15 protein-coding genes and 1 pseudogene are annotated in these 22,851 nt (G+C 70.1%); 2 read left to right on the forward strand and 14 right to left on the reverse strand.

The features are described 5' to 3' along the window. Nucleotides 1-7: 7 nt before the first annotated feature. From BLV39_RS34260 to BLV39_RS34310, 11 genes and pseudogenes are all read right to left on the reverse strand, one after another. Nucleotides 8-2,314: a beta-L-arabinofuranosidase domain-containing protein gene (locus BLV39_RS34260; RefSeq protein ID WP_090801439.1), complete on the reverse strand. Its 2,307-nt coding sequence runs from the start codon at nucleotides 2,312-2,314 to the stop codon at nucleotides 8-10. Between the two features lie 11 nt (nucleotides 2,315-2,325). Continuing rightward, entirely contained in the window at nucleotides 2,326-3,831 is a 1,506-nt protein-coding gene (locus tag BLV39_RS34265) for a non-reducing end alpha-L-arabinofuranosidase family hydrolase (RefSeq protein ID WP_090801441.1), read from the reverse strand. Between the two features lie 15 nt (nucleotides 3,832-3,846). Next, nucleotides 3,847-5,268 (reverse strand): annotated as a pseudogene (locus BLV39_RS45335) (glycoside hydrolase family 10 protein); the annotation flags it as partial. A gap of 21 nt (nucleotides 5,269-5,289) precedes the next feature. After that, nucleotides 5,290-7,347 carry a family 43 glycosylhydrolase gene (locus BLV39_RS34275; protein WP_090801446.1) on the reverse strand — a complete coding sequence of 686 codons (2,058 nt, stop codon included), beginning with the start codon at nucleotides 7,345-7,347 and terminating at the stop codon, nucleotides 5,290-5,292. A gap of 185 nt (nucleotides 7,348-7,532) precedes the next feature. Then, nucleotides 7,533-8,948 (reverse strand): sigma-70 family RNA polymerase sigma factor, encoded by a 1,416-nt coding sequence (locus BLV39_RS34280; protein ID WP_239083537.1) that lies wholly within the window; start codon nucleotides 8,946-8,948, stop codon nucleotides 7,533-7,535. A gap of 378 nt (nucleotides 8,949-9,326) precedes the next feature. After that, nucleotides 9,327-10,355, reverse strand: a complete 1,029-nt coding sequence (locus BLV39_RS34285; protein WP_090801448.1) for a LacI family DNA-binding transcriptional regulator — start codon at nucleotides 10,353-10,355, stop codon at nucleotides 9,327-9,329. 18 nt (nucleotides 10,356-10,373) lie between these two features. Next, entirely contained in the window at nucleotides 10,374-10,823 is a 450-nt protein-coding gene (locus BLV39_RS34290; RefSeq protein WP_239083555.1) for a VOC family protein, read from the reverse strand. 5 nt (nucleotides 10,824-10,828) lie between these two features. Next, the gene (locus BLV39_RS34295; protein WP_090801452.1) at nucleotides 10,829-11,812 is read right to left on the reverse strand and encodes an alpha-ketoacid dehydrogenase subunit beta; all 984 of its coding nucleotides are present in this window, start codon (nucleotides 11,810-11,812) and stop codon (nucleotides 10,829-10,831) included. After that, nucleotides 11,805-12,755 (reverse strand): thiamine pyrophosphate-dependent dehydrogenase E1 component subunit alpha, encoded by a 951-nt coding sequence (locus tag BLV39_RS34300; RefSeq protein WP_090801454.1) that lies wholly within the window; start codon nucleotides 12,753-12,755, stop codon nucleotides 11,805-11,807. The genes BLV39_RS34295 and BLV39_RS34300 overlap by 8 nt, the downstream gene beginning before the upstream one ends. Before the next feature lie 13 nt (nucleotides 12,756-12,768). Continuing rightward, entirely contained in the window at nucleotides 12,769-13,563 is a 795-nt protein-coding gene (locus BLV39_RS34305; protein ID WP_090801457.1) for an SDR family NAD(P)-dependent oxidoreductase, read from the reverse strand. Between the two features lie 106 nt (nucleotides 13,564-13,669). Continuing rightward, nucleotides 13,670-16,957 carry a glycosyl hydrolase family 95 catalytic domain-containing protein gene (locus tag BLV39_RS34310; RefSeq protein WP_090801460.1) on the reverse strand — a complete coding sequence of 1,096 codons (3,288 nt, stop codon included), beginning with the start codon at nucleotides 16,955-16,957 and terminating at the stop codon, nucleotides 13,670-13,672. Nucleotides 16,958-17,047: 90 nt separating this feature from the next. On the opposite strand from BLV39_RS34310, the gene BLV39_RS34315 reads away from it, so the two are divergent. Further along, nucleotides 17,048-17,356 (forward strand): muconolactone Delta-isomerase family protein, encoded by a 309-nt coding sequence (locus BLV39_RS34315; RefSeq protein WP_090801463.1) that lies wholly within the window; start codon nucleotides 17,048-17,050, stop codon nucleotides 17,354-17,356. A 332-nt stretch (nucleotides 17,357-17,688) separates the two neighbouring features. Here the strand turns inward: BLV39_RS34315 and BLV39_RS34320 are convergent, their stop codons facing one another. Further along, nucleotides 17,689-18,885, reverse strand: coding sequence for an extracellular solute-binding protein (locus BLV39_RS34320; RefSeq protein ID WP_090801466.1), 1,197 nt, complete (start codon nucleotides 18,883-18,885; stop codon nucleotides 17,689-17,691). 95 nt (nucleotides 18,886-18,980) lie between these two features. On the opposite strand from BLV39_RS34320, the gene BLV39_RS34325 reads away from it, so the two are divergent. Next, entirely contained in the window at nucleotides 18,981-20,063 is a 1,083-nt protein-coding gene (locus tag BLV39_RS34325; RefSeq protein WP_176985234.1) for a Gfo/Idh/MocA family protein, read from the forward strand. Here the strand turns inward: BLV39_RS34325 and BLV39_RS34330 are convergent. Together BLV39_RS34330 and BLV39_RS34335 are read right to left on the reverse strand one after the other, a co-directional pair. After that, entirely contained in the window at nucleotides 20,044-21,300 is a 1,257-nt protein-coding gene (locus tag BLV39_RS34330) for an ABC transporter permease (RefSeq protein WP_090801470.1), read from the reverse strand. The two genes, BLV39_RS34325 and BLV39_RS34330, sit on opposite strands and share 20 nt — an antisense overlap. Then, nucleotides 21,297-22,850 (reverse strand): sugar ABC transporter ATP-binding protein, encoded by a 1,554-nt coding sequence (locus BLV39_RS34335; RefSeq protein WP_090801472.1) that lies wholly within the window; start codon nucleotides 22,848-22,850, stop codon nucleotides 21,297-21,299. The genes BLV39_RS34330 and BLV39_RS34335 overlap by 4 nt, the downstream gene beginning before the upstream one ends. Between the last annotated feature and the right edge of the window lies 1 nt (nucleotide 22,851).

Consider the following 22,851-nt stretch of genomic DNA (forward strand, 5'->3'; position numbering starts at 1 on the left):
CTTCCGGTCAGGCGTTGGCCACCAGCCGCCAACGGTTGTCGGCGGTGCCGTTGTCGGAGTCCTGCACGGCCTGGGCGCCCCAGGCGGTCGAGCCGTCGCGGATGCCCAGGAGCTTGCCGCTGTTGACGTTCCGGATCCGGTACGTGCCGTCGCCGTTGCTGAGCAACTGCCAGCGGTGGTCGGCGGTGCCGTTGTCGGCCCACTGCAGGACGCGGGCACCATCCGCCGTGGACATGTTCTCCACGCCTGGCACCTTGCCGCTGTTGACGTTGCGGAACCGCACGGCGTCGCCGTCGGTCACGACGACCCAGTTGTGGTCGGCGGTCCCGGTGTCGCCCCACTGGACCGCGAGCCCCCCGTCGGCGGTCGACATGTCCTGGACTCCGAGCACGAGCCCGGTCCCGGCGTTGACGAGCCGCTGGCTGCCACCGGCGGCACCGACGTTCCAATAGACGACATAGTTGTAGCCGAAGGCGTCGTGGAACGCCCCGAGGTTGACCGTCGAGCCGTTCGCGTTGGCGGTGAAGGCGAGAGCGGACGAGCTGGTCCGGGCGATCGACGACACGGTCAACGACGGCGCCGCGCTGACCGTGGTGTTGCCGTAGTTGCCGCACAACACGACCGGCCCGTAGGTGACCGCCGCGACGCCGACGTTGTCGTTCGCCGCGAGGGTGGTGACCCGCATCGGCAGCCGCACGGTGACCGTGTCGCCGGCCGCCCACGCCCGGGTCACCGCCGCATAGCTGCCCGGGGTGACGGCGACGTTCTGGGCGACGCCGTTGACGGTGATGCTCGCGCCGCTGGTCCACGCGGGGATGCGTACTCGAATGGTCCAGGTGCCGCTCATGGACCCGGCGAGCGTCAACGTGGTCGTGTCGCCGACGGGATAGCTGGTGGTCTGGGTGACCGTGATCCCGCGCTGTGACCAGGTCAGCACCGACGGGACGAACAGGTTCACGGTCAGCGTGGTGCCGTTGTAGAAGTAGACCGAGTCCATCAGCTTCGTGTTCGTCTCGATGCCCGTGCCCTGGCAGCACCAGAACGACGAGTAGTCGGTGCTCCACGTGCCACCGCCCCACGCGGGCCCGACGCCCTTTCGCCCTCCGGGCCGCAGCGGGGTGAAGTAGGTGATGTGGCCGTGGCTGTCGGCGGGGTTCTGCGCGCCGACCAGGTGGTTGAGCAGGGCCCGCTCGTAGTAGTCGAAGTAGGCCGCCCGGCTGGGATCGACGAGCCAGAGCTCCCGGGTCAACTTCAGCATGTTGTACGTGTTGCACTGCTCGCAGGTGTCGTTGGAGAGGTAGCCGGCGATCGCGTTCGGCGCCCGGAAGTGCTCGGCCTGGCTGTTGCCACCGATGGCGTACGTGTGTGCGCCGACCGTGATGTTCCAGGCGTTGGTGGCGATGTCGCGGTAGCGGGTGGTGCCGGTCGCCTTGTACTCGCGGGCCGCCCCGACCCACTTGGGCACCTGGGTGTTGGCGTGCAGACCGGCGAGCTGGTCCTGGCCCGAGGCCAGTGGGTTGAACACCGCGGCGTGGTCGAACCGCTGTGCGGTGGTGAGCCAGCGCCCGTCACCGGTCTGCTGGTAGATGTCGGTCAGCACCTCGTTCATGCCGCCGAACTCGGTGCCGAGCATCGCCTGGAGCTGGCTGGAACTCAGGCGGGCCGTGCGGGTGTCGACCCAGCCCGCCAGGGCCAGCAGCACCGACCGGGCCTGGGTGTTGCCGGTGTAGCGCCAGACGTCGAGCAGGCCCGCGAGGGTCTTGTGTACGCAGTAGTAGGGCACGTTGCCGTTCGAGAGCGTGCGTGCCTCGAGCGCCGTGAAGTCGGACTCCGGGAACCCGGACAGGTATCCGGTGCCGAACCCGGCCGCGCCGTTGTTCGCCTGGCACTTGGCGAGCTCGGCCACCATATACGCGGCCTTGTCGCGGCAGGTGGTGTCCCCGAGCACGGCGTACGCCTGCGCCCAGGCCGTGAGGAAGTGCCCCTGCATATGGCTGCGGAACGGGAAGCTCGGCGCGTCCCAGCCACCGTTGGTCGCGGCGCCGTTGGTGGAGAGGCGGTGGTTGGCGCGGAAGACGTAGAGCAGCCGGTCGACGTCGACGAAGCGCAGATAGGTGAGCGTCCGGGTCTGGTTGTCCAGCAGGCGCCCGCTGGTCAGGCGTACCTGACCGAGGTCGAAGGGATAGGCGGAGACACCGAGGTCCGCACGGGCCGGCGCCACGACGGCGGCCGCCGCCGGCGGCGCGGTCAGGACCGCGCCGCCGGTGGCCGAGAGGACCGTCGCTTGGAGCAGGCCGCGACGGGTGATGGGCATGGAGACTCCGTTCAGCGCTGCAGGGTCAACAGACCCGGCCGGTAGGGAAGCAGGCCGTAGTCGCCGCCGGAGTTGGGGGAGCGACCTTGGTAGAGCAGTTGCAGGTTGCAGGGGTCGACGGTCATGGTCTGGTCGGCGTTGCTGCGGATCAGCTCACCGTGGCTGATGTCGTTGGTCCACGTGGCGCCGCTGTTGGCCTTGCCGGCGAACGGGTTGCTCTCGGACGCAGCCTGCGGTGTCCACGAACCGCCCAGGCTGGTGGCCGTGAACGAGCGGAAGTAGCGGCCCTGCGAGCCGATGGCCTCGACGATCATGAGGTACCGGGTCTCACCCTGGAGCTTGTAGACCTGGACCGCCTCGAACAGGTTGTTGGTCGAGTCGGTCATGATCGTCGTGTAGTTCGAACCGAAGCTGCCCGGGAAGTTCCCGATCGGCATGCTCGCGCGGTAGATCCGGCCGTTGTCACCGGCGAAGAACAGGTACATGTTCGAGCTGTCGCCGATCACGGCCTGGTCGATCGGCCCCGTGCCGGAGTTGGAGATGCTGCCCGTGAACAGCGTCTGCGCCCCCGACCAGCCGTTGGGGTTGGTGGGGTCGCTGGAGGTCCGGTAGGAGAAGGCGGTGCCGCCCCACTGGTAGGCCAGCACCCAGATGTTCCTGGGTGCGAAGTAGAACAGCGACGGCGCGACGGTGGCGCTGTTCATGGTGTTCTGGCTCGCCGAGCCCATGTCCGACCAGTTCGAGAAGAGGCTGAAGTTCATCGAGCCCCACGACGTCCCGGTGTTGTGCGTCGTCGCGTAGACCAGGTGCCGGCCGTTGTACGGGGCGTAGGTGAAGTCCTTGAGCGACACCCAACCCGACTTCGGCTGCGCCAGAGCGCCGGTCGACGACCAGCGGTACGTGGACGGAAGAGAGCACGATCCGCTCGGCGGTGGGGTGGTCGGGTTGCTGCCGCCGTCGACGCGGACGAGCTGCCACTGCTGGTTGGCGCCGTTCCAGTCGTCGTACTGGACGATGCTGCCGCCGTCGGCCGTCGAGGCGCCCTGGACCTCCACGACCCGGTTGCTGTTCCTATTGATCAGCCGGACGTAGCCGCTGTCGGAGTCAGCCAGCCGGAACTGCTGGTTGGTCCCGTTCGCATCGCTCCACTGCACGATGGCGCCGCCGTTGGCGGTCGAGAAGTTGTAGACGTCGAGGACCTTCCCGGACAGCCGCGACTTCAGCCGGTAGTAGCCGCTGCCCGAGTCCACGAACTGCCACTGCTGCTGGTTGCCGTTGTTGCGGGCCCACTGCACGATCCGGGCGCCGTCGTTGGTGGCCAGGTTGTAGACGTCCAACGCCTTGCCGCTGTTGCGGTTGACCAGCACGTACCACGCGCTCGTGTCGACCGTCGCCGCGGCGGCGGGTGCCGCCAACACGGTCGCGGCGGCCGCCCCGACCAGCACCGCCGTCACACCGGCGGCGACGACCCGCGGCAACCACCATCTCCGCCGCGAGGTTCCTTGATAGACAGACATGACCTCTCCTTATCCGACTCGTACGAGCTGCCATTGCTGGTTCGCGCCGCCCCAGTCGGCGTACTGAACGACGTTTGCGCCGTCGGCCGTCGACGCACCCTGCACCTCGACCGCTTTGCCGCTGTGCCGGCTGAGCAGTCGCACGTAGCCGCTCGAGTCCGCGAGCTGGAACTGCTGGTTCGTGCCGTTGCCATCGGCCCACTGCACGATCGCGCCCCCGTCGGCGGTCGAGAAGTTGTAGACGTCCAGGACCTTGCCCGACAGCCGGGACCGGACCCGGTAGTAGCCGCTGCCGGAGTCGACGAACTGCCACTGTTGGTTGTTGCCGTCGTTGCGGGCCCACTGCGTGATCCGGGCGCCGTCGTTGGTGGCCAGGCCGTAGACGTCCAGCGCCTTGCCGCTGTTGCGGTTGACCAGCACGTACCAGGCGGACGTGTCGACCGGGCCGGACGGGTTGCCGCCGCCGCCGGCGTTGAGGGCGTTCAGCACGGCGTCGTACGCGGCCTTCTTGTTGCCGTTGCCGTCGAACAGCAGCGGGTTCTGGCCGGTGCGCCAGGAGTCGCTGTCGCGGATGCCCCAGACGGTGATGCCGTTGCAGCGCGTCACGGCCAGGCAGGCGCGGGTGACGGCGGCGTACGCGTTGGCCTGGTTGGAACCGGAGATGTCGAGCTCGGTGATCTGCACGTCGACGCCGAGGTCGGCGAAGCGTTGCAGGTTGGCCTGGTAGTCGCTCGGCGCCGAGTTGGTCAGGTGCGACTGGAATCCGACGCAGTCGATGGGCACACCGCGGGACTTGAAGTCGCGGACCATGTTGTAGATGCCGGTCGACTTCGCGTTGACGCCGTCGGTGTTGTAGTCGTTGTAGCAGAGCTTGGCGTTCGGGTCGGCGGCGCGGGCGAGGCGGAACGCGACCTCGATCCAGTCGTTGCCGGTGCGCTGGAGGTTCGAGTCGCGCCGGCCGCCGCCGCCCCCGTCGGCGAACGCCTCGTTGACCACGTCCCAGGAGTGGATTTTGCCCCGGTAGTAGGTGGCGACCTGGGTGACGTGATTGTTCATGGCGTTGCGCAGCGCGCTGCCCGACATGTTCTGTGCCCAGCCCGGCTGTTGGGCGTGCCACAGCAGGGTGTGACCGCGGACCGTCTTGCCGAGTGAGCGCGCGTGGTTGACGATGCGGTCGGCACTGCCGTAGCTGAAGCTGCCCTGCTGCGGCTCGGTGTAGGACCACTTCATCTCGTTCTCGGGCGTCACGCTGTTGAACTCGCGGTTGAGGATCCCCACGTACGTGCTGTCGCCCAGCCGGCCGGCCGCGATCGCGGCCCCGAAATAGCGGCCCTTCTCGGCGGCGGAGGCGCCGAGCGTGCTGGCGGCCTGTGCGGTGCCGGGGAAGCCGACCAGCAGCAACACCGCCACCGCGATCGACCACAAGGTCCGTCTCATCGTGATTCCTCCGTCCAGCTTTCAGGGAGTGGTGAGGTCGAAACGGCGCACGGTCACGGCGCCGCCGAGCGCCTGGGTCGCGTAGTTGAACATCGCGAACCGATAGCCCATGAAGAACTGCCAGGCGTTGTTGAGCGTGAACGCGGACCCGAGGCTGGTGAACGTGCTGCCGTCCGTGCTGTAGGAGAACCGCGCCTGTCGACCGGATCCGGGCCGGATGTCGGCGTTCGCCCGCAACCAGATGCGGCCGCCCGACACCGCCGTGCCGGCGACTTCCGTGCCGGTGCTCGTGGTGTTCCAACTGCTGTTCATGGTCAGGTTGTTCGTCATCACGACCCGGGTGGCGCCGTTGTCGCGCCGCACGCCGATCCAGGCCGACGAGTCGCGCAGCATCGCGAGGCCGGCCCGGTCGCCGTTGGCCATGCCCGAGTAGTCCAGCTCGATCGTCGCCGTGGAGGACGGGCCCTGGATGCGGTGCGTGAGGGTGTTGCGGGCGGCGTACAGGTCGTTGGTGACGGTCGCGGTCTGCAGCCGCAGCCCGCTGCCCGCCGTCCACCGGCTGTTGTCGGGGTTGTGGTTCCACTCCCACCGGTGGCCGAGCGTCGCGGCGCTGAAGGTGTCCGCGCCGATCATCGACTGCACGGTGCGGCCCGACGCCGGAATGTTGGGCTTGGGATAGGAGCTGCCCCAGGCGCCGTTGACCGTCTGGATGGTGGGCCAGCCGTCGGAGCTCCACGAGATCGGCGCGAGTGCGGGCACCCGTCCGCCGGGGTACGCGTCCACGAAGGACATGTAGTACCAGTCGCCGTTCTGGGTCTGCACGAGCCCGCCCTGGTGCGGCACACCGCCGCCGGAGATCGGGCCGGGCATGTTCAACAGCACCTGGCGCATCTCGTACGGGCCGAACGGGCTGCTCGACTTGAGCACGTACTGGCCGTTGGCGGGTCGGGTCAGCCAGATGTAGTAGCTGCCGTTGCGCTTGTAGAAGCGTGCGCCTTCGAGGGTGCCGACGCTGGACGGGGTCTGGAACACCTGCTGGGCGCGGACCTGGCTGAGCCCGTCGGTGGAGAGCTGGGCCACGCTGATGGTGCTGTTGCCGTAGGCCACGTACATCGTGTCGTTGTCGTCGACCAGCAGCCCGGCGTCGTAGTAGCAGTTGTTGATCTGGGACCGCTTCTGCCAGGTGCCGTCGACCGCCGCGGCCGTGTAGACGTAGGTGCGGTTGAACTCGACGCAGCCCAGCCAGTAGTAGGTCGAGTTGCTGCGCCGGTAGTTGAGGGTCGAGGCCCAGATCCCCTTCACGTACGCCCGCCCGCCGCTCAGGTCGTAGGCCGAGGACCCGAAGTCGAGGCTGGGCACGGAGTGGCCGGCGTACTCCCAGTTGACCAGGTCGTAGGAGCGCAGGATCGGCGCGCCGGGGGAGTAGTGCATGGTCGACGCCGAGTAGTAGTAGGCGTCACCGACCCGGATGATGTCCCCGTCGGCGAAGTCCTGCCAGACCACGGGGTTGTTGTAGGTGCCGCTGCCGCCGCCCCCGGTCCCGATCTTGACGAGCTGCCACTGCTGGTTGGCCCCACCCCAGTCGGCGTACTGCACGACGTTGGCGCCGTCGGCCGTCGAGGCGTTCTGCACCTCGACCGCTTTGCCGCTGTGCCGGGCGATCAGCCGCACGTAGCCGCTGTCCGAGTCGGCGAGCCGGAACTGCTGGTTGGTGCCGTTGCCGTCGGCCCACTGCACGATCGCGGCGCCGTCGGCGGTCGACCGGTTGGAGACGTCGAGGACCTTGCCCGAGAGCCGGGACTTCAGCCGGTAGTAGCCGTCGCCGGAGTCGACGAACTGCCACTGCTGGTTGTTGCCGTCGTTGCGGGACCACTGAGTGATCCGCGCGCCGTCGTTGGTGGCCAGGTTGTAGACGTCCAGCGCCTTGCCGCTGGTGCGGTTGACGAGGACGTACCAGGCGGTGGTGTCGACGGTGGCCGCTGCCGCGCTGGGCGTGTTCACGCCGATCAGCACGCCACTCATGAGCACGACGGCGCTGGCCGAAGCGAGGGCCCGGCGGAGCATTCGAGGCAAAGGCATGTTAGCGCTCACATTCGATGTCGGGCAGCGTCAAGGTCTAGTTTTGGTGCGGGGGATAGACCGTTCACATCGAGTGACACCGATGTTGCCAGATGGTTTCGGAAAGTTTCAAGAGGTGTATCGGAGGCTGGCCCGGGACTATTTTCGGGGCACCGCCGTAACGAAAAGTCGTCGCTCTTTTTCTGTTACGGCGCCCAAGGCGGGCGCACGAAGAACGAGCTGTCCGCCAGGAAGCCCGCACTTCCGTCGGACTGATCGACCCATAGCTGGCCATCGCGGTGCCGCAGGAACCAACCGGGATAGTTCGACGCCTCCAGCGACACCGAGTCGGGCAGGGCACCCGGGCGTACGCAGAACGTGGCGTCGCCGCGGAAGAGTTCCGTGTCCTCGTCGAGGCTGGTCCGCAGCCGCCATGACATGTGCCGCAGGTAGCCGCCATCCGCCGTTCGCAGCGTGGAGCACTGGGAGTTCGCGATGCCGGGAGTGACCACGAACGTCGCCCGCCGCCGCACGGTTTCGGCGCTGCCCGCATCGACCCTGGTCAGCACGCCGAGGGTCCGGCTCGTCGCGGCGTACTGCCCGGGTTCGTTGGCCATTTCCAGCGCGGCCGGGCCGAGCGGGAGTGCGGTCGCCGACTCGGGCGCGGGTGGTGGCGTCTGCGGCGACCACGGCACGGCGAACGCGACGACGACGGCCACGAGCCCGGCGGCCGCCGACGCGGCGAGGATGGGATGGGCGCCGAGGACCGACATGGCCTTGGCGAGCACCGACGCCTTCGCGGCGCCGACGGGTCTGCCCTGGCCGACCACCGCGGCCGCCACGGCCACCGGCACCGGGAGCAGGGCGTAGTCGAGGAGCCGCTCCGTGGGAACCTGACCCGCTCCGGCCTGCTGACAGGCGGGACAGAAACGGATGTGCCGGGCCAGCCGCTTGCGCCACAGCGGGCCCGGCGCACCGTTCCAGCCGGCGCGGGCCGCGACCAGGCCGGCGCACCGCGGCGTCGCCGCCAGGGCCGCGACCAGCGTGCGGCTCAGCTCGAGCTGCTCCCGCATCCGCTGGAGCCGCACCCGCACGTGCGCGCCGCGGGCGCCGATCGCCTCCGCGAGCTCCTCCCGGGTCAGGTGGCCGACCTGTTCCAGCCACCACAGCGACAGCAACATCCGGTCGGCGGGATCGAGCCAGTGCCCGGCCCGCGCGACCTGGCGGCGCTGCTCGGACAACACCGCATGCAGCATGGTCAGGTCCTCGACCGGCACGTCGACCGCGTCGTCCAGCGGCGCGACGCGCGCGTCGGCCACCCGCCGCCGATGCAAATGGGTCCCGACCTGACGCACCGCGATCGCCATCAGCCAGGCCCGGAACTGGCTCGGCTCCCGCAAGGTCGGCAGGTCCCGGACGGCCCGCAGCATCGCGTCCTGCACGACGTCGTCGAGGTCGGGATCACCGGGCAACGCGCGGGCGACAACGGTGTAGACCAGCGGAAGCACCCGCGCGGCGAGCTCGTCGCGGGCCTGTCGATCACCGCTGCGCGCGGCGACGGCCAAACTGGTCAGGTCCGTGTCGACCACCGGCATCCGCACCTCCCGATCGGCGTTCGCCACTGTGGACGACCTACGGCCGATGCGTCAACAGCCCATCGAGTTCAGTCACGGTTCGCTGACGACGACACCGGCGGCGACCAGCCCCCGCTGAATGTCCGGAGTCGGCCGGCTGGCCGCGACGCGGCGCGTCGAACCATCGCGGCAGCCAGCCGACGACTTTCGGTGCGAATGTCGGCCGGCGCGTCGTCCGCCCCTGTACCCGCCCGCATCAACGTCCTGGCGACGGCGCGCTCCGTATCCCCGTCGTGGCTCACCGGCCGATTGTCGCACCGCACGGTTCAGCGCCGACCAAGGTCAGCGCGGCGCCAGCCCCGACCGGCCCGGCCTCGCCGTCACCATAGACGACGTCTGACGTCGCTGTCGGGAAGTTCGGCCTTCCTAGGCGAGCGGGGCTGTCGACTCCCGCCGCACCAGGGTGAAGTCGTCCGCCAGCAGCAGCTCCACCTGGGCGTCGGGTGGGGTGTCGAGGAGGCTGCGCACCGCTCGGGCGCCCAGCTCCCGCAGCGGCATCCGCACCGTCGTCAATGCCGGCATCACGTGTGACGCCAGCTCCGTGTCGTGGGTGGTCACCACCGACACGTCGCCGGGGACCGACAGGTCCAACGCGGCGAGCTGGTGCAGCACGCCGACGGCCGCGGCCACGTTGGCCACATAGATGGCCGTCGGGCGGCGCCGCGAGGACATCAGCTTCGCCGCCGCCTCGGCGCCACCATCCATCGTGTACTCGCCTACGACGATCCGGGACGCCGGCGTACGCAGGCCGTGTTCCTCCATAGCCTCGGTGAAGCCGGTGAGCCGCCGCTGAGCCGTGTCAGTCGTCTTCGGGCCCGCGATGTGCGCGATCTCGGTGTGGCCGAGCTCGACGAGGTGCTCGACCGCCATGTGGGCCGACTTCGCGTCGTCGAGGATGACGTAGCGCCGGCTCTTGCGGTCGCGTCGGTTGACCAGCAGCCACGGGATGTCGAGGCCGTCGAGGATCCGTTGCTCCTGCGTGGACGGTGCGCCACCGGCGATCAGCAGCCCGTCGACCCGGCCGTTGCCGAGCAGGTCGAGATAGGCGGCGGGCGAGACGGCGCCGCCGGCGGAGCCCGTCACCAGGACGTTGCCGCTGGACAGGGCCGCCGCCTCGGCGCCGGCGATGATCTGTGCATAGACGGGGTTGCTGAAGTCGGGGATGACCAGGCCCAGGATCCCCGTCTTCGCGGTGCGCAACGAGCGCGCGCTCAGGTTCGGCCGGTAGCCGAGATCGACGATCGCCGCCTCGACCCGTGTCCGTGTCTCCGGCCGGATCAGCAGCGTCGGGTCGCGGTTGACGACCCGCGAGACGATCGCCTTGTCGACACCCGCGGCGGCCGCCACGTCGACCAGCGTCACTCGCTTCGTGCCGGCGCGGGGGCCTCGGGTCACGGGTGCTTCTCCTTCAGATCACTGAGCCGGTGGCTGGACGAGTTCGAGCGTAATGTCGTCCGGGTCCAGGAAATAGCATGTGAACCCGCCGCGGTTCACCCCTGCGGTTATTTCCTGTGGTGGGCTGACGAACCTTACGCCCAGCTCGGTCAGCCGGCGGTGCTCGGCCAGCGCGTCACGCACGACGAAGGCGAGGTGCGCGGCACCCGGGCGGTGTCGTTCCGGGCCGAACGGCTCACCGCGCGGCACGACGTACTCCACGAGCTCCAGGTCGTGCGTCGAGTGAGTACGGTCCTGGCCGGGAATGGCGAGCTGGGCCACGCGCAACTCGGCGTCCGGGTAGCCGACCAGGCGGCGGGTGTACTCATTGGACTGGACCTGCTGGTGCACGAGCGTCAGTCCCAGCACGTCCCGGTAGAACGCGACGCTGCGGTCAATGTCCGCGACCGTGAAGCTGAAGTGCCACATGCCGTTCACCCGGCCACCGCCGCGCGCAGGCCGCTGACGATGTCGTCCTCCTGCGGCAGCACCGCGGCCGCGAGGCCGACCGCCGCGGGGATCCGGCTGTCCCGGGCGCCGATCCGGCGCGGTGGGCTCTTCAGCGTCGCGCCGCTCTCCACGACCCGGGCCACGACCTCGGCGCCGAAGCCGCCCGTCGTGTTGGCCTCGTGCACGACGACCAGCCGGCCGGTGCGGGCCACGCTCGCGGCGACCGCCGCGTGGTCGAACGGGTTGAGCCAGACGGCCTCGATGACCTCGGCGTCGATGCCCTCGGCGGCGAGCCGGTCGGCGCCGGCCAGCACCCGGCTGGTGATCGAGCCCCAGGTGACGACCGTGACGTCCGCGCCCGGTCGGCGCAGCCGGTGCCCACCGATCGGCGCCGGGTCACCACCGATCTCGATCTCGGCCTTCGGACCCGCGTACAGCGAGCGGTTCTCGATGACCACCACCGGGTCGTCGCAGGCGACGGCGGAGCGCAGCACGTCGTACGCGTCCTGCGGTGTCGAGGTCATCGCCACCCGGATGCCGGGCACGTGCAGCAGCAGCGCCTCCATGTTCTGCGAATGCTGTGCACAAGCGCCGGGCGCGTTGCCCTGCTGGGTGCGGATCGTCAACGGCGCGGTCAGCCGCCCCTCGGACACGTAGCGCACGTTGGAAGCCTGGTTCACGATCTGGTCGAACGCGACGAACATGAAGTCCATCCACATGATCTCCACGATCGGCCGGCGGCCCATCATCGCGGAGCCGATCGCGGCGCCCAGCATCGCGGTCTCGGAGATCGGGGTGTCGAAGACCCGCGGGCCGAACGCCTTGCGCAGGCCGCGGGTCACGCCGAAGACGCCACCGGGCACGGCCACGTCCTCGCCGAAGAGGATCGCCTCCGGGTAGTCATCGAGGGACCGGGCCAGCGCGGCGTTGACCGCGCCGCCGTAGTTGAGCTTGACGGTCTCACGCATAGAGGTGCTCCAGAGCGGTAGCGGGGTCGGCGGCGGAGGCGGCGAGGGCGCGCCGGGCGGCTTCCTCGATCTCGGTGACGGCACGGCGGCGCGCGGCGTCGACGGTGTCCGCGGCGACGCCGGAGGCGATGAGCTGGTGGGAGAGCCGGACGATGGGTTCCGCGGCGAGGTCGGCCTCGAGCTCGCCCTCGGGCCGGTACTGCTGCGCGTCACCGATGTAGTGGCCGACGATCCGGCGCGTATGCGCCTCGATGAAGGTCGGTCCGAGCCCGTGCCGGGCGGTCTGGATCGCGAGCGCGGTCGCGGCGGCCACCTCGGCCGCGTCGTTGCCGTCGACCCGCGTGGCCGGGATGCCCAGGGCGGTGGCCCGCGCCGACAGGTCGGGGTTGCGGACCATGTCGTTGATCGGCGTCAGCTCGGAGTACTTGTTGTTCTCGCAGACGAAGATCACGGGCAGGTTCATCGCGGCGGCGAAGTTCATCGCCTCGGGCACGGCGCCCTGGTTCATCGCACCGTCGCCGAAGACGGTCACGACGACCCGGCCGCTCTTGTCGAACGTGCTGGCCAGGGCGGCTCCGGTGGCGATGGGGGCGCCGGCGCCGACGATGGAGTTCTCGCCGTAGAAGCCGTACTCGGGAGCGGAGAAGTGGGCCGATCCACCCCGTCCGCCGTTGACGCCGGCCGTGCGGGCCAGCACCTCGGCGAGGATGGGGAAGGCCGGGACGCCGCGGGCCATCGCCCAGCCGTGCCCGCGGTAGGTGGCGAAGACGGCGTCCTGCTTGCGCAGTTGACCGCAGACGCCGACCGCCACCGCCTCCTGGCCGTTGCTGAGGTGTACGGAGCCGACGACGTCGCCGGCGAGGCGCAGCTCGAGGATCTTCTCCTCCAGCACGCGGATCCGCCACATGGCGTGCAGGTCGGCCAAGTGGTCGTCGGTTGTCATCCGTGCTCCCTGTTCAGTCCATCTCGAGGCCGCCGTCGACGTTGACGGCCTGTCCGGTGATGTAGGCGGCGAGGTCACTGGCGAGGAAGGCCACGACAGCGGCGAGCTCCTCGACCGTGCCGAGCCGTTGCAGCGGCGTCTTGGCGGTGACCTCGTCGAGGTAGCGCTGGCCGGCGCCGGGCCCGTACTCGCGGTCCCGGTCCTGCACGATCCCGCGCCACATGTCGGTGAAGAAGACGCCGGGACAGACCGCATTCACCCGGACCTTCGGCGCGTACGCCAGGGCGGCGGACTTGGTCAGCGACAGCAATGCGGTCTTGCTGGCGGCGTACGCCGGCGCGGCGGGCCGCCCGGAGCGCGCGGCGACGGAGGCGATGCTCACGACGGAGCCGCCGGCCTCGGCCATCAGCCCGCAGGCGGCCTGCACGGTGTGGAACACACCGGTCAGGTTGATGTCGATCACCCGCTGCCACTCGTCGGCGGTGACCTCGGCCATCGGCTTGGTCTGCATGATCCCGGTGGCGTTGATTAGGGTGTCGAGCCGGCCGCCGAACGCGTGCGCGCGGTGAGGCAGGTCCCGGCAGGTCGCGACGTCAGCAAGATCGACGCCGATGGCCTCGACGCGGCCACCGGGGGCGCGCAGTTCGGCGGCGACCTGGTCCAGGCGGTCGCCGGGCAGGTCGGCCAGCACGACGTTGCCGCCGGCCGCGAGGTAGGCGCGGGCGCAGGCCGAGCCGAGGCCGCCGGCCCCGCCGGTGATCAGCGCCCACCGGCCCGCGAAGTCGATGCGCGGCGCGCGCTCGTTCATGTGCCGTACCCCGTTCAATCGTTTGAATCTGAGGCTAGAGGGCGGTGCCGCCCACGTCAAACCCCTGGCTGGGCCGGCCGGCGGTGACGCCGGCCGGCCCCGTTCGCTACTGGCCCGGTTTGCCGATGAAGGTCAGGTAGCTGGAGTCGCCGCGGCCCGAGATGCCCGTGTTGGGTCCCAGGAGCAGCCGGCCGGCCGGTGCGTCCTTCTTGAAGACGACCAGCGGCACGTCCTGGCGGGTGGCGGGGATGTCCCACTGCGCCAGGTCGCCCGAGAACTCGTCCTTGAACAGCGTGGCGCCGTCCGGGGACGAGACCGTGATGCGGTCGTACTCGCCGACGTCGCTGCCCCCGAGGTTGACCCCGACGCGGCCGCCGGCAAACGTGTTGTCGATCCGGTCGTCCACCAGCTTGCCGTCGACGAACGTGCGCAGGTGGTTGCCGATCGCCTCGATCCGCAGCGTGTACTCATTGCCGGCGCCCGGACCGATCGGGATGACCGAGCCGATCAGCGTCGACTTGCCGTTGACCACGGTGCTCATCCGGAGCTGGCCGAGGCCACCGGCGCTGCCCAGCGGGCCGCCGATGTTCCACACGTACCCGTTGCTCGCGTCCGTGGCCCGGAACATCACGCTCGCGCCCACCTGGATCTGGCGGACCTTCGCCTCGATGACCTGGTCACCCCAGCCGGCTCCGACGCGGGAGAGGGTCGCCCCACCGCCCGACGCGCGCAGCCGGCCGCCGTCGACGATCTCGAACTTGCGGGCGAACTCGTGCTTGCCGACAGTCAGGTCGGTGCGGGTGAAGCCCTGCTCCTGGAGCCAGGACGGCCACCAGGTGCCCTCGCCGCGCTGGTCGAAAGCAACGTACACAGGCGCCGGCTTGGCCAGGTCGACGCTCAGGTAGGCGGCCGGGGTGTTGCGCGACGCGTCGCCGTTGGCTCCCCGCACCATGGTCGTCCCGGTCAGCTCCTTCGGAAGCGAGGTGACCTGGTCGCTGCGGTCGACGTACGCCGCCACGCCCGGGCGGGCCGCGACGAGGGCGTGCAGCTTGTCGGGCGCGGCCACGGACACGTTGGCGTCCTGGATCTGCGGCGCGGTCGCCGCGACGCCCAGGGTCTGGGTGCCGAGGCGCTTGACCGCGCCGGCCGGGCGACCTTCGATGCGGTCGAACCGGAAGTCACGATCGACCCGCTTCAGCGTGTACGACTTGCCGGCGCTCACGTTGACGTCGACCGTGTCGGACCGGGTGCTGCGGACGACCGCCTTGCCCCGGCCGTCGACGACCTCGATCGCTTTGCCCGGCCACGGGTTCTGGATGCGGATGGTGTCGGTGGAGCCGGCCTGGATGCCGACTTCGTTCGGCTCGCCGCCGCTGACCTGGGTGCTGATCCGGTGCCCGCCGGCGATCAGCGCCGAGCCTTCGACGGTCCAGCCGGCCGGGATCGCCGACGCGACCCGCACGGTGCCGCCGTTGCTCTGGACCAGTGCGTCCTGGAGGGCGTTGGCGACCACGGCGTTCCACGAGCTGTACAGGTTGTGAATCGACGCGGGGTCGTCGTTGCGGCCGTGGCCCGAGAACCCGTTGGGGTACTTCTGGAGGTCCGCGGTGCCCTGGACGATCAGGCGCCGCATGTCGTCGGCCCGCCCGAGGTCCGCCGCCCAGACCGGGGACTCGTCCCACTCGCGGGTCAACGGGAAGCCGCGCTGGGCGAAGGTGTCCTGCATGACGGCGTCGTCGGGTCCTGTCAGGCCCCACGGGGCGAGCGGCTCCAGATCCGTGTTCTGGGTGTTCTTGGCCGGCTCGTTGGTCGCCGACCAGGCGTACACCTGCTTGCCGTTGCGGGTCGTGGTGGGCAGGTTCGGCAGCTTGGTGAGCGCGGCGCGCAGCTTGCCGGCCAGGTCGGCGTCACCGCGGTCCGCGGCGAGGTCGGCGATGACCGGGAACATGACCCGCATGCCCGCGAGGTCGGGTGTCGGGTCGGCCGCGTCCCACTGGGTCTCGAACGAGTTGACGTGCTCGAGGTGGAGCTTGCCGTCCGTGCCTTCCTTGAGTTGCGAGAGGTAGAAGCGGGCGACCTCGCTCATCAGCGGGTAGCCCTGGTCGAGCACCTTGGGGTCCTGGGTGAACTCGTACTGGCGCCACAGGTCGTGTGACACCTCGAGGCCGCCGGTCAGGATCGCGTTCGTCCATGTTGGAGCCTGGCCGTTGACGCAACCATCGGGGGTGCCGTCGTAGCGAATCAGTTCCGGGACACAGGTGCCGTCGGCGCCGGCCCAGTGGGCCTGCGTCCACGCCTTCATCTGCGCGAGGTGGCTCGTGTAGAGGTTGAGGTACGGCGCGTTGAAGCTCGCGGTGCCGGCGCCGTAGTTGGCGTTGACCTGCTGGCGCAGGTTGAAATGGAACCAGGTCGACGGCGAGACGGGGGTGTCCTGCCACGGGTAGAGCATGTTGGCCGCACCGGCCTGCCCGGTCGGCAGAGTGTTCCGCTGGGTCGCGGCCGTCGTGTAGAGCTGCTGGGCGCGCAGCGCCTCGGCGTACTCTCCCGTGCCGTCCTTCGACGTGATCTTCATCGGGGCGGCCTGCCGCCAGAAGTCGTGCCACCAGCTCAGGTGCGCCTGGTCGACCCGTTTGTCGGTCGCGCCGGCGACCGCCTTCTGGCTCGCGGCGGCGAGGTCGCCGCCGGTGTAGGCAGGGGCGCCGACGACGATGCGGAAGCTGCCGTTCGCGTTGGGCTTGAAGGTCAGCCGGACCGTGTCGGCGTCGACGACGGTGGCGCGGACGTCGCGGGCGTCGGCGGTCAGTGCGGCGACCGCACCACCGGCGGCGAACGTTTCGGCGAGCGCGCCGATCTTTCCGTCCGCGTACGTGGTGGGCTTGCGTCCCTCCCACAGGTTGAGGTCGGCGGTCTGCTCCTTGCCCGGCTTGGCCCCGGTCACCTCAAGGACGAGCTGGTCGCGGTCAGCACGGACGAAGGTGCGCGCCGACATGCCCCGGCCGCTCTGCTCCAGCACGGCGTCGCCGATGTTGAGCCGCCCTTTGTAGTTGGGCGCGGCGGCGAGGTCGAACAGGCCCGGCACGACGAGCCGGCCGGCGGACTTCAGGTCGGGAAAGGTGTCGTTGCGGTTGAGCTGCGCGGTGAACCCGTCCTGCGCCCAGACGGCCGCACCGAGGCGGCCGTTGCCTAACGGCATGCTCTGGTAGTCGCGCCATGCCGGTGCCTCGAGCACGAGGTCGGAGCGCGACACGACACCGGCGGTGTCGACCTGCAACGCGCCGTCCCGCCAGGCCGAGGTTGTCTGGTGCGCCGGAGCGGCCCGCGCCGCGGGTGCGACAGCTCCCAGGGCCGCCGTCACGGCGACCGTGACCGCCATCGTGGTGAACGCCTTACCCATCGGACCACCATCCCTTTGGTCAAACGTTTGACTGGATCATGCTAATCTTCGGATCGTTACGGGTCAATCGTTTGACCGGAAGGGCATCGCATGATCGAGTTCCTGACCCAGGCGACGGTCTCCCCACCTGCGGGAATCGCCGCCGACGAACTCGACGATCTCCGGCGACGCGAGGCGGCCCGGGCCGCGGAACTCGCCGAGGAGGGCCGGTTGGTCCGGGCCTGGCGACCACACGGCGCCGCGGGCTGGGCCAACGTCTGCCTCTGGCGGGCGGCGGACGAGCAGGACCTGTGGCGGACCCTGGCCACCTTGCCGTTCTTCCCGCACATGACCGTCGAGGTGCGCCAGCTAGACCCACACCCGAACGACCCGCGGTCGCAGGCAAAGCGAGCCGACTGACCACGGACGACCGAGCTGGCTTTGCCGTGATCTCGCTGGTGATTCGTGAGCGGGTTGACGACACGGCAGCAATGACCTCTGCCGCCGGCACGCCTGCGCACTCTCGCGCGCCTTGTCCGGGCTCAGCAATCCGCAGCGACAACGGCGCGGCCATCTTTTCGCACCGCCGTGCGAGACCCGTCGCCGCTGGACGTGCCGGCTCACGACCCGTCCGCCATGGGCTCCACGGCGGCCGCCAACACGTCAAGCCTCGCGCCGTAATCCCTGTCCTGCGCCGGGAACAGGCCCACGATCGCGACGCGCTAGGGTTCGCGGACCCGAGTTGTCGCGCGCTAGTCCTTGTGGAACAGGGCTTCCAGCCGTTCGTGTGCCTCGGCCAGGGCGGCGTGGCCGGCTCGGTGCTCGATGACTCGGATCATCATGTCGTTGAGGATCAGGGCCATTTCCGGCCAGCGCGGGTCGACGGGCACCGAGCGCGAGTCCTGGTGCGCGTCGGCGAGCACGCCGTAGTACGGCGCCAGCGACGACACCCGTGGGTCCGCCCACGCGTCGAGTCGCGTCGCCGAGCCGCCGGACTGGGCCGTGACGACGTCCATCTCCTTCGTGGTCAGCCGGCGGATCAACTCGGCGGAGCGGGCCGGGTCCTTGGCGCCGGCCGGCACCGCGAGGACCCAGTACGCGTTCATCGTCACGCGCGACTCGCCGCCGGGCACGGGAGCGCAGCCGACCAGTCCGTGCGTGGGTGACTCCGGTGGCGCCGACATGGCGGCGAAGCCGCACCAGTTGACCATCATCGCTCCGGCACCGGCGGCGAAGCGGACGCCCGACTCGACGCTGTCCCAACCCGCCGCCGCCGGGTCCACGACTTGGCTGCCGTGCCAGAGGTCGTCGATGAAGTCGATCGCCGCCCGGGCGCTGTCGCTGTCGAGCCCGGAGCGCCCGTCGAGTACGAGCTCCCCGCCCCGGCTCCAGAGATGCATCAGGAAGTCGTAGACGTTGTTGTGCTCGTCGGGGAAGCCGGCGAGCACCGTGCCGTACAAGCCGGGCCGGGTGAACCAGACCGCCTGGTCGCGATACTCGGCCCAGGTCGCGGGGACGGCCAGCGGGTAGCCGAACCGCTCCGCGAAGCCCGCCTGCTCGGCCGGGTCGCCGTAGAGGTCGGTGCGGTAGAGGAACAGCATCGGCCCGTCGTGGTAGGCAACCCCGTAGGTCTGCCCGTCCGCGCCCGTCTGGAGCGACCGCAGCGCCGGCACCCACTGGTGTGGCCAGCCGTCGGGCGCCTCCGCCGTGAAGTCCAGCGGCAGCACCTTGCCGGCTTCGATGAGGCTCGGCAGCCAGTCGGTGACGACCATGACCACGTCGTACGCGCCGGAGGTGGCCGCGTCGCCGTCGATCAGCCGGTTCTGCAGGTCGGAGATCTCCAGCAGCTCGTAGCGCGCCGGCAGGTCGGGAAGAGCGGCGAGCTGCGTCGTCAACGACCGGTGGAAGCCGTCGAACTCGCGGCCGACGACGACCAAGGAATCGGGCACGGGGCCACCGACCTTCCGGGCAGGCGTTCAAACGATTGACTATGTATAGCAGCCGGTGGTCTGATGGGGAAACCCCCTCGACACCAGGAGACTCGATGCTCGACGCGCTGCGGCCCATCGCGCAGGCCTGCGACCTGTCCATCCCTCAGGAGCACCACCGCGGCATCGCCGTCGTCGGTGCCGGCGCCATCGTGGAGGTGGCCCACCTGCCCGCGTACCAGCGCGCCGGTCTGCCGGTCAGGGGGATCGTCGACCTCGACCGCGCGCGAGCCGAGAAGCTTGCCGCCCGCTTCGGGTTGCCACGGGTCTACGACAGCCTCGACGACGTCCTCGCGGACGACGAGGTCGAGGTGCTCGACGTCGCGGTCGTCCCGAACGCCCAGCCCGAGATCGCCAAGCGCGCCTTCGCCGCCGGCCGGCACGTCCTGGCGCAGAAGCCGATCGCGGTCGACACCACGCTCGGCCACGACCTGGTCGCCGCGGCCGACGCGGCGGGCACCGCACTCGTGGTCAACCAGCAGATGCGTTACGGCGAGGGCATCGCCGCGACCCGGGCGATCGCCGAGGCCGGCTGGCTGGGCGAGGTGACCGCGCTGACCATCGACGTCAACATCACCACCGACTTCACCGCCTGGGACTGGCTCGTGCGCAGCGAGCGGCTGGACCTGATGTACCACTCGATCCACTACTACGACTCCGTGCGGTCGCTGCTCGGCGACCCGGACAGCCTCTACTGCGTCGCCGGCCGGCGGCCGGGCCAGGCGCCGACCGGCGAGACCCGGTCGATCACCACGATGACGTTCCCGTCCGGAGCCCGGGCGCTGGTGAACGTCAACCACGAGAACGTCACCGGCGACCCGTACGCCACCTTCCGGCTCGATGGTTCGCAAGGTTCGGTGCGGGGGAGCATCGGCCTGCTGCTGGACTACCCGCACGGCCGGCCGGACACCGTCGCGGTGCGCAGCGCCGTGCTGCCGACCGACGGCTGGCTCCCATACCCGGTGACCACGCGGTGGATCCCGGACGCCTTCGCCGGGCCGATGGGCGCGCTGCTGCGCCAGGTCGCCGGAACCGGTGCGGCCCCGACCAGGGGAGCGGACGCGCTGCGCACGCTCGCCCTGGTCGAGGCCGGTTACGAGTCGATCCGGACCGGTGAGGTCACGCGCTTGACTTGGTGAGGACCGGTGCGGGGTCGGCAGTTTTGCGGGCCACCCGTTTGCGGAACAGCGCCCGGTCCCGCTGGCTGGTCGCGGTGTAGAGCGACGCCGCCGCGACCAACACCGTGCCCTGGACGACGTTCTGGTAGTTCGAGCCGATGTTCAACACGTTGAAGCCGTTGCTGAGCGTGAACAGGATCAACGTGCCGATCACCGACTTCACGACGACGCCGGAGCCGCCGAACAGCGACGTCCCGCCCAGCACCGCGGCCGCGATGACGGTGAGCTCGCCGCCGGTGAGCACGGTCGGGTCGACCGAGTTGAACCGGCCCGCGTAGAGCACGCCGACGACCGCGGCGAGCACGCCGTTGAGCACGAACGCGCCCATCTTGTAGCGGTCGACGTTGATGCCGGACAGGCGCGCGGCCTCGGCGTTGCCGCCGACGGCGTAGAGGTTGCGGCCGATCACGGTGAACCGCAGGACAAGGCTGGCGACCAGGGCCAGACCGAGCATGATCCACACGGGTACGGCCTGCTCCAGCAGGTTCGGCCGGAAGCCGGCGATGACCAGGATCAGCAGGCCGCCGAGCCACAGCGGCCAGGTCGCGGTGAGCTTCTCGCGCACGGCGCCCGAGCTGTCCGCGCCCGAGCTGGCCGCGCTGGTCCGGGCCGGGCCGGAGCGGACCGCGAGGACCACCGCGAGGGCGATCAGGGCGCCTCCGAGAACCAGAGCGACAGCGACCGGCAGTTCCCAACGCCCGGTCGAGAAGGACAGCAGCGCGGTGTTGTGCGCCGTGATGCTCTTGCCGTCGAGGATCGCCTGCACGACGCCGCGGACCGCGGTCAGCGTGCCGAGCGTGACGATGAAGGCGTTGACCCCGACCTTCTGCACCAGCAGCGCGTTGACCAGCCCGACCAGAGCGCCGCAGGCGATCGCGGCCAGCACGGCGAGGAAGGTGCCGTTGCCGTCGATGAGCTTGAGCGCGACCGTTCCGGCGAGCGCCGCGGTCGATGCGACCGACAGGTCGAAGTTGCCGGAGATGAGCACCACCGTCATGAAGATCGCGAGGATCCCGATGAGGGCGGACTGCTCGAGGATGTTGCTCAGGTTGACGCTGCTGAGATAGCTCGGCCGGCCCTGCACCGACGAAGTGATTGTGAGCACCGCTAACAAAGCGATGAAGGCGTAGACCACGCCGGCGGCACGGGGGGCCAGTGCCTTCCGCCAGGCCGGTGGCTTCGCTGCCGGGTTGGTCATGAGGTTGCTGCCTTTCGGCTGGAGATTTGGTCGCCATGCCTGGCGAAGCCGCTGGCGATCGCGGTGACTTCGTGGACGTCCGTCTCGGCCGAGACCAGGTCGGCGACCAGCGCCCCACGTCGCAGGACGAGGATCCGGTCGCAGGAGCCGATCAGCTCCTCGAACTCGGACGTGACGATCAGGACGGCCGCGCCCCGCTGGGCGAGGCGGCGGATGAGGTGCAGGATGTCGGACTTGGCGCCGACGTCGACGCCGGCGGTGGGCTCGTCGAGCAGGAAGATCGAGGCGTTCCCGTACAGCCACTTGGCGAAGACGACCTTCTGGGCGTTGCCGCCGCTGAGGTCCCCGACCTTCGAGTCGATCGTCTGGGTCTTGATGCCGAGGTCCTCGACGGCCTGGCGGGCCTGTGCGCGTTCGCGTCCGGTGTGCGGGAACATCCGCCGCCACGACAGCCGCGGCAGGTCCGGCAGCGAGATGTTGCGCCAGATCTCCCAGTCGGCGAGGAAGCCCTGGCGGGCACGGTCCTCGGGCACGAGGGCCATGCCCCGGCGCACGGCGACCTGCGGGCCGCGCGGCCGGTCGCGCCCGTTGACCGTGACCGAGCCGGTCACCGCCCGGTCGGCGCCATAGATCGCCTGGAGCAGCTCGGTGCGGCCGCTGCCGAGCAGGCCGGCGATGCCGACCACCTCGCCGGCCCGCACGCTGAAGCTCAGCGGGCCGAACGCCGCGCCCGAGGCCAGGTCGTCGACGGCCAGCACGACCTCCCCGAGGTCCCGCGCCGGGGAGGGGGCGTCGGCCTCGAACGCGGCCAGCCGCTCGCCGACGATCGCGGTGATCAGGGCCGCCTCGTCGGTCGACGCGGTCGGCGCGTCGAGGACCACCAGGCCGTCCCGGAGCACCGTGAGGTGGTCGGTCAGGTCCAGCACCTCGTCGAGGAAGTGCGAGACGTAGATGAAGGTCGTGCCGGTGTCGCGCAGCCGGCGCACCGACGCGAACAGGATCTCGCGCTCGCTCGGTGACAGTGCGGCGGTCGGCTCGTCGAGGAGCACGAGGGCCGGGCCGCGGGCGAGCGCCTGGAGGATGGCGACCATCTGGCGGGCGCCGATCGACAGGTCGCCCACGAGGTCGTCGCCGTCGAGCGGATAGCCCACCCGGTCGCACAGCTCGGCCAGCTCCCGGGTCCGCCGGGTCCGGTCCCACCGGACGCTGCCCGTGTGCCCGAGGAAGACGTTGTCGAGGACGCTGAGACTGGGTACGAGCGGCATGTGCTGATAGACGGCGGCGAGCCCGTCGGCCAGCGCCTGGGATGGCGACGACCAATGCGCCGGCTCACCGCGCCAGGCGATCTCGCCGTCGGAGACGGTCTGCGCGCCCGACAGGATCTTGATGAGGGTGGACTTGCCGGCGCCATTGGCACCGATCAGCCCGTGAACGGTGCCCGGGCGGACCCGCATGCTGACACCGCGGAGGGCGTGCGTACCGGTCCGGTAGACCTTGTGGACATCTCGGACATCGAGAATTGGCGGGGTTCCGCCCGGGTCACTGCTCATG

Origin of the sequence: Asanoa ishikariensis (genome assembly GCF_900107455.1) — a bacterium.
GTDB classification, from domain to species: Bacteria; Actinomycetota; Actinomycetes; order Mycobacteriales; family Micromonosporaceae; genus Asanoa; species Asanoa ishikariensis.

What these genes read in the sequence shown, in the direction of transcription:
- BLV39_RS34260 (WP_090801439.1), bottom strand. Translation starts at nt 2,314, where the DNA reads ATGCCCATCACCCGTCGCGGCCTGCTCCAAGCGACGGTCCTCTCGGCC.
- BLV39_RS34265 (WP_090801441.1), bottom strand. Translation starts at nt 3,831, where the DNA reads ATGTCTGTCTATCAAGGAACCTCGCGGCGGAGATGGTGGTTGCCGCGG.
- BLV39_RS34275 (WP_090801446.1), bottom strand. Translation starts at nt 7,347, where the DNA reads ATGCCTTTGCCTCGAATGCTCCGCCGGGCCCTCGCTTCGGCCAGCGCC.
- BLV39_RS34290 (WP_239083555.1), bottom strand. Translation starts at nt 10,823, where the DNA reads ATGTGGCACTTCAGCTTCACGGTCGCGGACATTGACCGCAGCGTCGCG.
- BLV39_RS34295 (WP_090801452.1), bottom strand. Translation starts at nt 11,812, where the DNA reads ATGCGTGAGACCGTCAAGCTCAACTACGGCGGCGCGGTCAACGCCGCG.
- BLV39_RS34300 (WP_090801454.1), bottom strand. Translation starts at nt 12,755, where the DNA reads ATGACAACCGACGACCACTTGGCCGACCTGCACGCCATGTGGCGGATC.
- BLV39_RS34305 (WP_090801457.1), bottom strand. Translation starts at nt 13,563, where the DNA reads ATGAACGAGCGCGCGCCGCGCATCGACTTCGCGGGCCGGTGGGCGCTG.
- BLV39_RS34310 (WP_090801460.1), bottom strand. Translation starts at nt 16,957, where the DNA reads ATGGGTAAGGCGTTCACCACGATGGCGGTCACGGTCGCCGTGACGGCG.
- BLV39_RS34315 (WP_090801463.1), top strand. Translation starts at nt 17,048, where the DNA reads ATGATCGAGTTCCTGACCCAGGCGACGGTCTCCCCACCTGCGGGAATC.
- BLV39_RS34325 (WP_176985234.1), top strand. Translation starts at nt 18,981, where the DNA reads ATGCTCGACGCGCTGCGGCCCATCGCGCAGGCCTGCGACCTGTCCATC.
- BLV39_RS34330 (WP_090801470.1), bottom strand. Translation starts at nt 21,300, where the DNA reads ATGACCAACCCGGCAGCGAAGCCACCGGCCTGGCGGAAGGCACTGGCC.
- BLV39_RS34335 (WP_090801472.1), bottom strand. Translation starts at nt 22,850, where the DNA reads ATGAGCAGTGACCCGGGCGGAACCCCGCCAATTCTCGATGTCCGAGAT.